The following is a 14,052-nucleotide window of genomic DNA, read 5'->3' on the forward strand; positions in this document are numbered from 1 at the left end:
CGAGCCTCGCCGAGGCGGCGCGGACGGCCTCAGCGAAGGCGTTCGTGCTGTTGGACGGCACGCTCCTGCCGATCGACCGCATCGCCGCGGACCGGTGAAGCAGGCCCTGGTCCGCGCCGCGTGGCAGAGCGTTCACGCCATCCGCAGACGGCTGGAAGAGGGGTGGACGCTGGCCGCACAGGGACGCCGCCTTGCTGCGGCCGGCGGCGGGGCGCTTGGGCTGGCGGGGCATCGACGGAGTCCTGTCCTCGATCTTGGGGGTCGCGCCGGACACTAGTTCCGGCGAGCGTCTTGCCTGGTCACCGTAGTGCTGCAGCCACATAACGGGTTGACCAGCGCACGCCAAAAGTCTGGGTTCCGGCCACCTGGCCTGTTCTGATGGAGATCACGCACGCGAAACCCCTGGGGGGCCAAGAAAATGCATTGGTATGTGGACGTACTGAAGAAGTACGCGGTGTTCAGCGGACGCGCCCGTCGGCAGGAATACTGGATGTTCACCCTGTTCAGCGTGATCATCAGCGTCGTGCTGGCGATCATCGACGCCGTGATCGGTTCGAACATCCTCGGCCTCATCTACTCCCTCGCCGTCCTGCTGCCCTCCTTGGGTGTCGCAGTCCGCCGTCTGCACGACACCGGCAGGTCCGGCTGGTGGATCCTCATCGCCCTGATCCCGCTGGTTGGAGCGATCGTCCTGATCGTGTTCCTCGCCAGCGAGGGCAAGCAGGAGCCCAACAAGTACGGCCCCAACCCGAAGGCAGTTGCGGCGTACTGAGACTGACGCGGCCACGTTGGTTGATCGGGTGGAACGATCTTCTGGTTGATCGTGCTGGAGGGGGCTGCCCGTGGGGGCCGTGTCGCCGTCATACAAGGGTCACCGGTACCCGGTCGAGGTCATCTCCCACTGTGTGGCTGCACTTCCGTTTCCCGCTGTCGTTCCGCGAGGTCGAGGAGCTGATGCTCGAGCGGCGGATCGTCGTCTCGTACGAGACGGTGCGCCGCTGGTGCGCCAAGTTCGGGCAGCGGTACGCAGGCGCGCTGCGCCGCCGGCAGCACCGGCCTGGTGACAAGTGGCACCTGGAGAGGTCTTCATCAAGATCAATGGGGAGCAGAAGTACTGTGGCGGGCCGTCGTCCAGGACGGCAACGTCCTGGACATCCTCGTGCAGAACCGCCGGGACAAGGCCGCGGCCAGGCGCTTCTTCCGCAGGCTGATGAAGAAGACCCGCACGGCGCCGCAGATGATCGTCACCGACAAGCTCCGCTCCTACGGCGCGGCCCACCGCGAGGTCATGCCCTCCGTCGAGCACCGACAGTCGAAGTACCTGAACAACCGGGCCGAGAACAGCCACCAGCCCACCAGGCAACGCGAACGGGCGATGAAAGGCTTCCGCTCCGTGAGCGGAGCCCAGCGGTTCCTGTCCGCGTTCAGCGGCATCTCGCCCCACTTCCGCCCCCGCCGCCATCTGACCACCTCACGGTGTCGGCTCCGCGGTCAAAGCCGCGCGGTCGCTCGCCCGTATGCGCAAGAGCCGCGGCCCGGAGGTGTTCGGCCACGTCGACACGGTCGACGAGCTGCGCAAGCAGCTGAGGCAGGCCGAGGAGACCCTCCTGGGCTACGGGCCGTCCCGGTCTCCCTTCCTTCTCGACGAGGACGAGGAGGGCGAGGAGTGAGCGCCGGCTTCCTGCGGCTGGTGGGTGCGGTAGCCGGTGGCCGCACGTCCGCCGCAGCGCCGGGATGTCGTCGGTATCGGTGGACTCGGCCGCCCCGCTGACGGGACACCGCCGAGGCGCGGTGTCCCAGGAGCGCCAGTCCACGGCGCACGAGACCACGACAGAGAGGCAAGTCCGGTGAGCGCGCCGGTCCAGCAGTCCCGCTTTGGAGGGGTCCGGCCGGCGGCTGTGAGCGTGGTCAGCGGCAGCGCGGTCGTCACGGCTCTGACGATGGCCAACGCTCCCTGGCAAGCCGTGGTGGGGACCGTGTGCGCCACGCTCGTGGTGTCGCTCCTTCTCGGTCTGGCCAAGATCGTGGTATCCGATGAGTCCGAGCACAAGCGGGACCTGGTACTCGAATACTTCCGCTACCGCGAGCGCCGGGCCAAACAGCGCGAGCGCCGGGCTGAAATGCGCAAACGCCGACGGCGGCAGCGAGACGAGGGCACGAATCCGCAGGAACAGCGCGACCGGGCCCCTGGAGATGATCGCCGGCTTCCGTGATCATTGCCTGACCTCAGCCAGTGTCGGCTACCGGTGATCCGGACGTGTACTGGCTGGCCGGACGTACCCGGCCGGGCCAACGCCACCTGATGGCGGTGGCCCGCCTTCCGGGACATAGGACATGTCGAGCCCCGCACCCAAGTGATCTTCCGGACATGGGCGAGCTGCCGCATAGTCACGTTTCCTCTACCAGCAGTAGAGGGGCGCGGTAGAGTGAGGAATATGGCAACAGACGAGACGAGCATCAAGGTGAGCGCGGCGGCGCGGGACAGGCTGGCGCAGCTGGCGGCCGAGCACGGCACCACCATTCGCAGCCTGGTGGAGGACCTTGCGCAGGGCACTCCGACTCAGGCCGAATACGCCGAGCGTGCCGAGCTGGCCCGTGCCGAGCTCGCTTCCGCCCTCGGCAACGTGCCCAGCCCAGAGGCCGAAGCGAAGGCCCGGGCGCTGCTGGAGCGCCTGGGCGGGGCGCACCACGGCTCGCAGACGGCCGCGTAGTGGCGGCGATCTCGGTCGTCCTGGACCACACGACCGCCGCTGCTCTGTACGACCCGAAGGATCCGTTCAACGAGGCGGTCGCCGCGTTCTACGTGCAGGCCTCCGGCGGGCTCGGTGATCTGTATGCGCCGGTGCTGTCGCTGACGGCCGGTGACACCGAGCGGCCCGGACTGCTGGGCTACATCAAAGGGCTGCGGTTCATCCGGATCGAGGCGTTCGACACTGACGCAGCGGTCACCGCCACCGAACTTCTGCGCTTCGGGCACTCCTGGGCCGCTGTCCACGCCATCCACGCCGCCCGTCCATCCGCCGCCCACCCCGCCGGGCGGTTTCTTCTCACCCTGACCCCCAAGGCCTACGCCGGCACCGGCGTCCAGGCCGTCCACCCCGGTCAGTAACCGGTCAGCCACCGACGGCAGAAGACGGTCAGCACCGCTCCTGCTAGGGCGGTTGCGTTGTCTGTTCTCACGTGCCCGGCCGCAGGCCGAGGTGCCTTCCGGAGGAACCGTGCAGTTCGCTGTCCTGCCTGTCCGCGGGTGGCCCGTCTCTCCCCTGCCGGGGCAGGCGTTCCTGGTTCGTGACAACTGGGATGACTACAGCTTCAAGACGACCTTCCAGTTGCTCTGTGTCGATTCAGGCGGCGAGATCAGGGAGATCGGCGGGGTCAAGATCGGCAGGTTCGGCATGGTGGCGCCGGGCACGACGCCGCTGCCGGACGGCTTCGAGATGCTGGACGGAGTCTTCTTCTCGCTCGGGCTGAGGGACACCTATTACGAGCGACTCCGCGAGCTGGGTGCCGATCTGCAGCGCACCGTTCTGCGGGCTCTCTCGGAAATGATCCACCCCGCCGTGCGGACGGACCCCGGAGAGGTCCAGCGACTGCTGGCACTGGTCAACGACCATCTGGCCCCCGACGGCTACGAACTCGCCGAGACCCGCACCGTCAGCGACTACCCGGTGTACGCGGCCCGCCGGATACCGGCACGCCGCCGCACCGAGCACCCCGCTCCCCCGGCCGTCGCGCCGTCCGCACCATCCGGCCAGGGTGCCTACGCCGCGGTCCGCCGTGCCGCTCGCGGCGAGCGCAAGGACTACGCCTGCCCGCCTGAACCGGTCCCGGACGGGGGCCAGGCAGACGTGTTCGAGGCGACCCACAAGACCCTCGGCGCGACCGTGGCGTTGAAGAAGCTGCACAGCAAGTACCCGCACGAACGGCAAGTGGCCCGTATGCGGCGGGAGATCGAGATCGGCCAGCTGCTGGACGGTCATCCCCACGCCATGCCGATTCTCGACTCCGGCGCCGACCACACCTGGTTCGTGATGCCCTGGGCGGACGCGGCCGCCGCACAACGCCACGAGCTGCTGCAGGAACCGGCCGAGCTGCGCGCCCTGGTCGACGCACTGGCATCGGTGCTGGCCGCCGCGCACGAGCACGGCTGGCTGCACCGCGACATCAAACCGTCGAACATCCTCTACTTCGACGGCGCTGGACCCTCGCCGACTGGGGCATCGTCCGCCGGCCACGCGGCCAGACCACCAAGGTGGGCCGCACCGGCCTGTACATCGGCACCGAGGGGTTCGCCGCACCGGAACTGTCCGGAACGCCGCACGAGGCCACGGCGTCCAGCGACATCTACAGCATCGGCAGAGTCATCGCCTGGGCCCTCACCGGCAAGCTGCCGGATACCAACCTGCCGCTGCTGCCCCTCCCGGCCCGTGGCGCGCCGTCGTCCGCGCCGCCACCCACCAGGTTGGTCCGGATGCACCTGGACGCCGGTGAGGCGCTGCCCACCGAGGCGGGCGATGTCGTGCGCCAGGGCGAGGATCTCGGGCGATGGGTGCAGTCGGTGCGGCTCGGGTGGGATCAGCTCACCACCGTGCAGCAGTGGATGTGCGAGCAGGTCCTCGGGATCGAGCCCGCCAGCGAGGACGAGAAGCCGAAGCCGCGCCGTACGCAGGCCGACAAATGGGCGATGAACTACGAGGCCGCCAAACAGTTCTACGAGCGTGAGGGGCACCTTAGCTTGACGTTTAACGTCGGTGGGCTTGGTGTTCCTTGATCGACTCGGCGCGTTTGACCGTCTTGCCGACGTCGTGACGCTTGGCCCGGTGTTTGTTCTTCGAGCCGGGAGGCCGTCCAGGGCCTGGTCGTGTGGGTTTCGGTGCGGCCGCCGGTCTCGCGGTCGCGGCGCGGAGGTTGCGAAACCCGCGGCGGACGCGGGCCGGGGTGAGGCGGCGGGGTTCGGTGCGGCGTTCCCAGGGCCGGCGGAGGTCTTCAGCGAGGGGCCGGGCGAGTCGGAGCTGGGTGTGGACGGCGATGATGAGCCAGGTCCAGAGGTCGGCGGTGTCGGCGTGGCGGATCTTCGGGGCGGTCCAGCCGAGCGTCTGCTTCATCAGCCGGAAGGTGTGCTCCAGGTCGAAGCGGCGCAGGAACGACTGCCACCAGCGGTCGATGTCCCCCGGCGTGGCGCTGGCGGCCGAGGACCACAGCCAGACGGGTTTCGGGTTGCGGTCGCCCGGCAGGTGCTCGACCTGCAGCCGCATCAACGTGCCGTGCAGGATGGGCAGTTCCTCTCTTGCGTGCTCGAGCCAGGGGCCGCGGTGAGTGAGCCTGGGGTGCATCCGGTCCCAGGCCCTCGCCTCAGCGGTGCCATAGCGGGTGGTGTGGGTGGAGGTGGTGACGTCGGACTGATGCCAGGTGTCGGGCTTGGCGAAGGTCAGGACGCCGCCGTGCCTGCGGGGCCGCCCGCCCTTCGGCCCGGAGCGGGCGGGACCGGCGTCGCGGAGCATGACGCGGTCCGAGCGCAGACGTCCGACCAGCACGACCGGCAGGTCCGCCAGGACGTGGGAGAGGTAGGCGACGTCGTAGCCGCTGTTCATGACGATCAGGATCTCGGGATCGCCCGGCAGCCAGTGCCCTGCCATGGTCAACCGGGCGATGACGTCGCGGAGTTGGCTGGCGGTGACCTGGGTGGCGTCGTCCGCCCGGCCCAGGCGGACCGCATCAAGGAGAGCGGTCCAGGAAGTGCGGCCTGACTCCAGGGCGGCGACGAAGGAGTACGGCCACCCAGGAACGAACTGGTCGCTGCTGCGGTCTCCGCGTCCGTAGACGTGGCAGAACAGCCGCTCGTCGCTGGTCGGTGCGTCAGGCCGCAGCCAGTGCGACACATCCACAGCGAGCACAATCCGCCCGTCGGCCCCCCTCGGCAGCGGCAGGTCGGCCAGGGCGCGGCGCAACCGCGCCGGCTCCAGCCAGCCCCGGTCCAAGGCCGCATACAGCGAGCCGTGCCCCCGCCGGTGTTCGGCCGCCAGCGACAACTCGACCAGAGTCTTCACCGGCCCGTCCGCACACAGCACCGCGTCGGTGAGCTCGAAGAGCGCATCCGTCCGCTTGTAGAGACACTCGTAGAACTCGACCCGAAAGCGGGACAACAGGCCCAACGCCTCACTTCCGGGCACATCGACGGGCAGACTCATGGACAGCGGCCGTTCTCTCGCACTTCGTTACTCGACATCTCGAAGCGCGGAGAATGGCCGCATCCGCTGTCCCGGGAAGAGCCGCAGATCAGCAGGTCGAGTGACCAGCGACGTTAAACGTCAAGCTAAGGCGCAGTGAGGCCCTCAGCGCGGAAGATTCGGGTGGTTTTCATCCGAGCGGGTGTGCTCGCCGTACCGCATTGTCAGGTCGTGTGACGCTGCAGCGTCTGCCCCGGGACCGTGCTGGCCGCCGGTTTGGGAGCCCGTCGGTGGCGTCGGCTAAGCGGAATCCGGGCCTCATCCAAACCTGTCCGGGCGATGTGCCGCCTGAGCTGGGGCTTTCTCATTCTGGGGTGTGAATCTTCGCGAGTGTTGCGGGGTTAGCCCTCGCGTGCCGCAAGGTGCGGTCCTGACGCGGACGGACCGTGTCTATCCCGGCCTTGGAGTTCAACGTGAACGGTCTCGACACTCGCACCGCCGTACTGCTGCTCGCGGGCGCCAGCGGGACGTACATCGCCTTCTTGCACCCTGCTGTCGGGGGCGCGCTTCTCGTGGGCCTTGCTGTGGTCGGCCTGCTCCACACCCTGCTGCGGTGATCCCGTTCAACAACCGCTGCAGCATGCCCTCAGCGGCACCACCCCCGGCTGATCGGGACTGCTTCCAGCCGCACGTCCCCACCGTGCGACACGTGTGACTGCCCAATCTCAGCCATAGGCGGCTCCACCTGTCACGTACATGACTGAGTGTGGATATGGTGTGACGGCTCGTGCGATGTGGGTGGGGTTCACGGGGCCTGGGTGCCCTGTGCAGTGCCTTGGGAAGGGCGCATGCGGTCGCGGGTTGGGCACTTAGGTGCGATCAGACAGGGGCGGCATCGGCTGGTGACGGTCGGCGTGCTCGTCGTGGCGCTGGCCGCAGGGGCGGTGTCGGCCGAGGCTCTGCCGCCGGAGCCTCCGCCCGCCAAGACCACGCCGTCAGCGAGCGCTGCTCCTTCTCAGCCTCGAGACCAGGCACCGGCCAAGCCCGCAGCGAAGCCGAAGGCGTCGGCTGCCGCCGAGCCCACGACGAATAACGCCGTCTACGCCTATGACGCGGCAGGCCGATTAGCCGGCGTCACCGATCCTGGCGGTCAGACGGCGCGTTACCGCTACGACGAGGCCGGCAACCGGCTGGGCATCGACCGCTACGCCTCCAGCACGCTGTCGGTGCTGTCGATGGTTCCCGTCCGGGCGGCCCCCGGTGCGAAGATCACCCTGTCGGGTACCGGCTTCTCCCCCACCGCCGCCGGCAACACCGTGACGATCGGCGGCAAGGCTGCGGCCGTCACCTCTGTCTCCGCCACCCGTCTCGTCGTTACCGTCCCCTCCGGGGCAGTCAACGGGAAGGTCACAGTGAGCGCGGGCGGTGCGTCCGCCGACGCGGTGGATGCGTTCATCGTGGCGCCGGCCGGGCCGAGCGTGGCGAAGGTCGAGCCGGCCTCCGGCGGGCCCGGCAGCGAAGTCACCCTGTCCGGTGCCGGGTTCGCCTCCGCGGTCACCGACAACGTGGTGCGGTTCAACGGCCTGGTCGCCCAGGTGAAGAAGGCTTCCGCTTCTTCGCTGACCGTCGAGGTGCCGCCCCATGCCCGTACCGGGCGGGTGGAGGTCGACACCCCGGCTGGTTCAGCTACGGCGCCGGGCGACTTCACCGTCACCGCCGACGGCGAGGGTGCCCTGTACGACACGACGATGCGGGCCTCGTTCACCGACGCGGACCCCTCGCAGGTGGCGGTGGTGACGGCCGAGCACAAGGCGCGGATCCTGTTCGACGCCGAGCGGGGTGACGCGGTCGGCTTCGGTTTGCAGGGAGGCTCGTTCACCTCCCAGACCTCGATCAGTCTCGTCTCGCCCCAGGGCGTGACGGTTGCTTCCAACAGCTTCGGTGGCACGGCTGCCGACTGGGAGGTCACCGGCCTGCCGGAGTCGGGGACCTATCAGTTCGTCATCGACCCGCGCTCCACCGACACCGGCTCCGTGGCGGTGATGCTGTCCAAGCCGGTCAACGCGGCCGTGTCCTTCGACGGGCCGACGGTGTCCACGGCTCTGCCCCGGATCGGGCAGGACGGCAACTGGACCTTCACCGCCACCAAGGGCGAATCACTGAGCATCGGCGTGGATGCCAAGGCCATGGGCGGTTATCTGCGCTGCTACGTCTACCGGCCGGACGGCACGCAGGGTGAGTATCTGCCCGTTCCCAACGGGGACAGCAACTCCCTGGACATCGACTCGCTGGAGCAGAGCGGCCAGTACACGCTGCGCTGCGACCCCGACGGCGGCGGCACCGGAACGGTCAAGATCGCCATCTCCCACTACGTCCAGGGTGGGGCGCTCAACGCGACCGGAGCCTCACCGGCCCTGAATATCACCCGTCCCGGCCAGGACGGCATCGCCACCTTCACCGCGCAAGCCGGGGACTTCGTCAGCCTTGCCGCGACGGGGGCGACGATGCCGTCGTACGCAACCGTCACGATCACCGGGCCGGACGGCAAGCACATCTCCAGCATCACGGCAGCGCCCAACCGTAACGACGCCTGGGACAGCGGGGCACTGGCGGCCGGCACCTACACGGTGCGAGTGGCGGACCGCAGGCTGGACATCGGCAAGGTGACCTTAACCCTGTCCAAGCCGGCCGACGTGGGCGTGCTCGCGCGTGGCGGTGCGGCAGTGAGGGCAACGGCGGCCCGGGCCGGGCAGAACATCCATGCCTCGTTCACCGCGAAGGCAGGCGATGACCTGTCGCTGGAGGTGGCGGCGAACACCTTCACCAGCAGCCTCTGGGCGGACGTGCTGGCCCCCTCGGGCACCGCGGTGGTCAGCTCCCGGCTGATCTCGGCCGGCACGTCCGGCTCGATCGCCTTGACCGACCTCGCCGAAGCCGGCACCTACAAGGTGCGCCTCAACCCCACCAACGCGGCCACCGGCTCACTCAACCTGAGCCTCAAAGCCGCGGCCGCGACAGCGAAGACACATGCGTTCACCAGCAACGTGCCACGCATGTCGATGAAGAGTGCGTGCCGCGCCGAGCGCCTGGCCCGCACCTTCGCCTTGTCGCTGCCGGACTGGCTCAAGGTGCGCGCGGATGAGTGTGACCGGCTCGAGCAGCAGGAGAAGGCCAAGGCGGAGAAGGCGAAGAAGGCGGCCGGCATCGTGCCGGAGGGGCGCGATGCCTGGCGTCCAGCTGCGAACAACCTCAAGGGCCGTGACTGGCTCACGGGGCGGGGTGCCGGGCCGAAGGCCCCGCCCGCGCTGCGTGCGCCGCCCGGCAGCACGGCGGTGACCGGGCATGTGCTGAAACTGGACGGCAAGCCGCTGCCCAAGGTGACCGTCCGGGTTGGGGCGAAGAGCACGAAGACCGACGGCCGGGGACGCTTCCTGGTGTCCGGTATCAATGCCGAGGCCACCACCCTGGTTGTCGACGGAGGAAGCGCGAACACCGGCAAGCGCAGCTACGGGCGCTACGACATCAGGATCCGGCCAGTGGCGGGCCGCAGCACCGATTTGGGCTTCCCCGTCTGGATGACGCCGCTGGACACCAAGCACACCGTCACTTTCGACACCCCGACCCGGTCGGACGTCACCCTGACCACCCCGCAGATCCCCGGGCTTGGGGTACGCATTCCCAAGGGCTCGGTGGTGCGTGACGAGCACGGCAAGCCAGTCACTGAGCTGGGCATCACCGCGATCCCCGTCGACCGGCCGCCGTTCCCGCTGCCCGAGAACAGTGCCGTGCCGGTGTACTTCACCGTCCAGCCGGCGGCACGTACCTGTTCCCCAAGGGCGCGCAGATCGTCTACCCGAATTACACGCACGAAGCTCCCGGAACCCGGATCGACTTCCTCGCCTACGATCCCGAGCGCAAGGGCTGGCACACCTACGGGCACGGCACGGTCACCCGCGACGGCAAGCAGGTCGTCCCTGACGACAAGACGCGCGTGTGGGCCTTCCACGGCGCCATGCTCTCCATCTCCGACGTCATCCCCTTCGACCTCTCCGCGATCTCGGACATCGTCGACTGGCTCTCCGGCGACCCCGTCGACCTGCAGACCGGCCTGCTGACCGACTCCCGCACCGATCTGGGGGTGTCCGGACCGCTGGGCTCGGCCGAGGTCACCCGCACCTACTGGCAGGGCGACACCCGGCCCCGCGCCTTCGGCATCGGCCGCGACCTGTCCTACAACATGTATCTGCACTCCAAACGCCTCTACACAGAGGTGGACCTGTACCTGCCGGGCGGCAAGAAGGTCCACTTCGTGCGGACCTCACCGGGCAGCGGCTACGCCGACGCGGTCTTCGAACCCGAAGGCACACCCACCGCCCTGAACGGCGCCAAAATCAGCCAGGAGTCGAGCAGCTGGCACCTGCGTCTGAGGGACGGCACCGACTACGTCTTCCCCTGGTACGGGCCCCTGCGGGAGATCCGCGACCGGCACGGCAACGCGCTGCGCATCAAGCGCTCCAACGGCTCAAAGGGCGACATCACGTCCGTCACCGCCCCCGGCGGACGCTGGATTTCCTTCAGCTACGACAGCGCACAGCGGATCACCAAGGCGCAGGACAACACCGGCCGCAGCACCTCCTACACCTACGACGAAGCAGGCCGGCTCAAGACGGTCACCGACCCGGCGGGCAAGGCGAGCTCCTTCACCTATGACGGCGCCTCCAACCGGATCGAGACCGCCAAGGATGCCCGCGGCATCGTCTACATGAGCAACACCTACTACGCCGACGGCCGAGTCGAGAAGCAGACCCTGACCGAGGGGCAGGAATACTCCTTCGCCTACACGAAGACCCCGGCCGGCCAGGTCACGGCCACGGAGGTCACGCAGCCGGGCGGCTCGGTACGCAGAGTGGAGTTCAACAACAGCGGCTTCGCCGTCAACGACACCCAGGCGTACGGCACGACGCTGGCCCGTAAAACGGTCTACGAGCGCGGCACCAAGCACCGCATCGCCGTCGTCGTGGACCCCTACAGCCGCCGCACCGAACTGTCCTACGACGCGAACGGGCACATCACCTCGGCGCTCGAGCTGGCCGGCACCGCTAATGCCCGCTCCACGGGCAAGACGACCTTCGACGGCCCCTACGACCAGCCGACCACAGCCGCCGACCCGCTGAAGAACGCCACCGTCTTCGGCTACAACACCGCAGGCGATCTCGAGACGGTCACCGACCCCGAAGGCCGCAAAACAGGCTTCACCTTCACCAGTGACGGCCAGGTCAAGACGGTCACCGACAACGCGAACGCCACCGCCGAATACACCTACCGCCACGGTGACCTCGCCCAGGTCAAGGACGCCGAGGGGCGCATCACCCGGCAGTTCACCGACGCCGCCGGCCGCATCAGCGCCCTCACCGACGAGGCGGGCTCGCAGACCACGGTCCTGTTCGATGAGCTCAACCAACCCAGGGAGATCACCGACCCTCTGGGGCACACCACCGCGCTCGGCTACGACGAGAACGGCAACCTCACCACCCTGACCGACGCCCGCCTGAACACCACCAAGTGGGTCTACGACCAGGCCGACCGCCCCAAAACGGCGACCGACCCCCTGGGCGCACAGGCACTGTTCGAGTACGACCCGGCCGGGTTCCTGAAGAAGGCCACCAGCAGATCCGGCAAGGCCGCTATCGCCGAATACGACCTGCTCGGCCGGCCCAAGAGCACCAAGTACGGCGTCGACGCCGTCGGCCAGGCCGAGTCCACCGTCACCTACGACTACGACACCCGTGACCTGCTCAAGCAGATCACCGACAGCAAAGCCGGCAACCAGGCCTTCACCTACGACGTCCACGACCGCCTGGCCACCACCACCGGACCCACCGGCAAGGTCACCTACGACTACGACGCCGCCGACCGCCGCAAACTGATGACCGTAGCCGGAACCAGCACCACCTACGGCTACGACAAGTCCAGCATCCTCAAGTCGGTCAAGACCGGCACCCAGGACGTCACCTTCGGCCTGGATGCCGTGGGCCGGGAGAAGACCGCCTCGCTGCCCGGCGGCATCACCCGCACCACCGGCTACGACACCACCGGCGTCATCAAGTCCATCGCCTACGCCCAAGGCACCAAGACCGTCGGCGACCTGACGTACACCCGGGACGTCCGCGGCCTGCAGACCGGCCTGACCGGCTCGCTGACGAAGGTGGCTCTGCCCGCCGCGGAGAGCGGCACGCAATTCGGCAAGGACAACCGCATCACCACGTACAACGGCCGCACCTTCACCTACGACGATGTCGGCCAACTCAAGAACGACGGTCTGCGCACCTACACCTGGAACGCCCGCGGAGAACTGACCGGGCTGGCTAAGGCGGGCGCCGCCTCATCGTTCGGCTACGACCCGCTCGGCGGCCGCATCTCCAAGACGACCGGCAACGCCACCAGCCGGTACCTGACCGACGGCACTAACCCGCTGGTCGAACAGAACGCCTCCGGGACAACGACCGCCAGCGTGGCTACCTCGGGCCTGGATGAGTTCCTCAGCCGTACCGAAGGCGGCAAGACGCAGGTCTACCTCACCGACGCGCTCGGCACCGTCGTGGGTCTCGCCAACACCGACGGCACTATCGCCACCACCTACGCTTACGACCCGAACGGCACCCCCACCGCCACAGGTGCCGCCACGTCCAACCCGTACACCTTCACCGGCCGCGAAGACGACGGCACTGGCCTGCTCTACTACCGCAACCGCTACTACGACCCCCAGACCGGCCGCTTCATCTCCCAAGACCCCATCGGCCACGCAGGCGGCACCAACCTCTACCAGTACGCCCTGTCCTCCCCCACCGCCTACACCGACCCCTCCGGCAACACCCCCCTCATCGCCGGCTGCATCATCGGCGGCGTCGTCGACGGCGGACTCGACTGGCTCACCCAGCGCCTGTCCGGCCGCAAAGTCAACTGGGGCCAGGTCGGTCAATCCGCCGCCCTCGGCTGTCTCGGCGGCATGCTCGGCGCCGGCATCGGCGCGAAGCTGGGCCGCTGCATGGTCCCCAACAGCTTCACCGGCGACACCCCCGTCCTCATGGCTGACGGCACCCGCAAACCCATCAAGGACGTGCAGGTCGGCGACACCGTCCTCGCCACCGACCCCGAAACCGGCGAGAGCGGCCCGCGCAAAGTCACGGCCCTCATCAATGGTGAAGGCGAAAAACAGCTCGTCGACATCGCGCTCGACACCGACGGCCTCACGGGGTCCTCAACAGGAAAGATCACCGCTACGGACGGCCACCCATTCTGGGTTCCCGCCCTTCGCCGATGGATAGACGCTGGTGACTTGAAGTCCGGCCAATGGCTGCAAACCAGCAACGGCACTTGGGTGCAGGTCGCTGCCGTAGGCCACCGCACACAGGCCGTCTCGGTCTACAACCTCACTGTGGATGATCTCCACACCTACCATGTTGCGGCGGGCGGGGCGCCGGTTCTGGTCCACAACAGTAATCGATGCCCGACACATGTGATCGGAAAGGGAGACGATCCTCTTGTCCCAGACCTGGTCAACGACATCAACGCACGCTTTCCGGGTCACGTCCGAGCGCAGGGGGTCGATATCATCGGGGCAGACGGAAAAGTGCTTACGGATTTCGATATCGTGACCAGGAACGCCGTGGTTCAGGTAAAGACGGGTTCGGGTAAGGGTGCACTGAAGCAGGCTTTGAAGACTCAGGGGCTGACCGATTATCCGGTCATCGTTTACCTTCCCCAGGGACGAGGAACCGTGATCAAAAGTATCGAGCAGGCCGGCATCATGGTCACTCGCGACAAGGACCTCCTGCTGGACATCTTGACTCCTTAGTCCAGGGCTGGGCCTGAGCAGCCGTCACGA

10 protein-coding genes and 3 pseudogenes are annotated in these 14,052 nt (G+C 68.1%); 12 read left to right on the forward strand and 1 reads right to left on the reverse strand.

Annotated features, from left to right (window positions below; translation table 11 throughout):
* The 9 genes and pseudogenes from ABTX62_RS35030 to ABTX62_RS38090 form a co-directional block, all read left to right on the forward strand.
* Nucleotides 1–95 (forward strand): annotated as a pseudogene (locus ABTX62_RS35030) (IS5/IS1182 family transposase); the annotation flags it as partial.
* Between the two features lie 323 nt (nucleotides 96–418).
* Nucleotides 419–772: a DUF805 domain-containing protein gene (locus ABTX62_RS35035; protein WP_352119971.1), complete on the forward strand. Its 354-nt coding sequence runs from the start codon at nucleotides 419–421 to the stop codon at nucleotides 770–772.
* 79 nt (nucleotides 773–851) lie between these two features.
* Nucleotides 852–1,453 (forward strand): annotated as a pseudogene (locus ABTX62_RS35040) (IS6 family transposase); the annotation flags it as partial.
* Nucleotides 1,454–1,517: 64 nt separating this feature from the next.
* Nucleotides 1,518–1,670: a hypothetical protein gene (locus ABTX62_RS35045; RefSeq protein WP_352119991.1), complete on the forward strand. Its 153-nt coding sequence runs from the start codon at nucleotides 1,518–1,520 to the stop codon at nucleotides 1,668–1,670.
* A gap of 228 nt (nucleotides 1,671–1,898) precedes the next feature.
* Nucleotides 1,899–2,213 (forward strand): hypothetical protein, encoded by a 315-nt coding sequence (locus ABTX62_RS35050; protein ID WP_352119972.1) that lies wholly within the window; start codon nucleotides 1,899–1,901, stop codon nucleotides 2,211–2,213.
* 222 nt (nucleotides 2,214–2,435) lie between these two features.
* Entirely contained in the window at nucleotides 2,436–2,711 is a 276-nt protein-coding gene (locus ABTX62_RS35055) for a hypothetical protein (protein ID WP_352119973.1), read from the forward strand.
* Nucleotides 2,711–3,109: a PIN domain-containing protein gene (locus ABTX62_RS35060; RefSeq protein ID WP_352119974.1), complete on the forward strand. Its 399-nt coding sequence runs from the start codon at nucleotides 2,711–2,713 to the stop codon at nucleotides 3,107–3,109. Before ABTX62_RS35055 ends, ABTX62_RS35060 begins: the two co-directional genes overlap by 1 nt.
* A gap of 436 nt (nucleotides 3,110–3,545) precedes the next feature.
* Nucleotides 3,546–4,127, forward strand: a pseudogene (locus tag ABTX62_RS35065) (AbiJ-related protein); the annotation flags it as partial.
* Nucleotides 4,128–4,252: 125 nt separating this feature from the next.
* Nucleotides 4,253–4,771 (forward strand): hypothetical protein, encoded by a 519-nt coding sequence (locus ABTX62_RS38090; RefSeq protein ID WP_502998071.1) that lies wholly within the window; start codon nucleotides 4,253–4,255, stop codon nucleotides 4,769–4,771.
* Here the strand turns inward: ABTX62_RS38090 and ABTX62_RS35075 are convergent.
* Nucleotides 4,743–6,188, reverse strand: coding sequence for an NF041680 family putative transposase (locus tag ABTX62_RS35075; RefSeq protein WP_352119975.1), 1,446 nt, complete (start codon nucleotides 6,186–6,188; stop codon nucleotides 4,743–4,745). The two genes, ABTX62_RS38090 and ABTX62_RS35075, sit on opposite strands and share 29 nt — an antisense overlap.
* Before the next feature lie 425 nt (nucleotides 6,189–6,613).
* Here ABTX62_RS35075 and ABTX62_RS35080 point away from each other — a divergent pair, with 425 nt between their 5' ends.
* The 3 genes from ABTX62_RS35080 to ABTX62_RS35090 all read left to right on the forward strand — a co-directional run bounded on the left by ABTX62_RS35080 (nucleotide 6,614) and on the right by ABTX62_RS35090 (nucleotide 14,022).
* On the forward strand, nucleotides 6,614–6,784 hold the full coding sequence (locus ABTX62_RS35080; RefSeq protein ID WP_352119992.1) for a hypothetical protein: 171 nt from the start codon (nucleotides 6,614–6,616) through the stop codon (nucleotides 6,782–6,784).
* 285 nt (nucleotides 6,785–7,069) lie between these two features.
* On the forward strand, nucleotides 7,070–10,282 hold the full coding sequence (locus tag ABTX62_RS35085; protein WP_352119976.1) for an IPT/TIG domain-containing protein: 3,213 nt from the start codon (nucleotides 7,070–7,072) through the stop codon (nucleotides 10,280–10,282).
* Nucleotides 10,180–14,022 (forward strand): RHS repeat-associated core domain-containing protein, encoded by a 3,843-nt coding sequence (locus ABTX62_RS35090; protein WP_352119977.1) that lies wholly within the window; start codon nucleotides 10,180–10,182, stop codon nucleotides 14,020–14,022. Before ABTX62_RS35085 ends, ABTX62_RS35090 begins: the two co-directional genes overlap by 103 nt.
* The last annotated feature ends 30 nt before the right edge of the window (nucleotides 14,023–14,052 follow it).

This window comes from Streptomyces sp. NPDC096046, assembly GCF_040303285.1.
Lineage (GTDB): Bacteria > Actinomycetota > Actinomycetes > Streptomycetales > Streptomycetaceae > Streptomyces.

Coding starts and splice junctions, on each gene's coding strand:
- ABTX62_RS35035 (WP_352119971.1), top strand. CDS start 419: ATGCATTGGTATGTGGACGTACTGAAGAAGTACGCGGTGTTCAGCGGA.
- ABTX62_RS35045 (WP_352119991.1), top strand. CDS start 1,518: ATGCGCAAGAGCCGCGGCCCGGAGGTGTTCGGCCACGTCGACACGGTC.
- ABTX62_RS35055 (WP_352119973.1), top strand. CDS start 2,436: ATGGCAACAGACGAGACGAGCATCAAGGTGAGCGCGGCGGCGCGGGAC.
- ABTX62_RS35075 (WP_352119975.1), bottom strand. CDS start 6,188: ATGAGTCTGCCCGTCGATGTGCCCGGAAGTGAGGCGTTGGGCCTGTTG.
- ABTX62_RS35090 (WP_352119977.1), top strand. CDS start 10,180: ATGCTCTCCATCTCCGACGTCATCCCCTTCGACCTCTCCGCGATCTCG.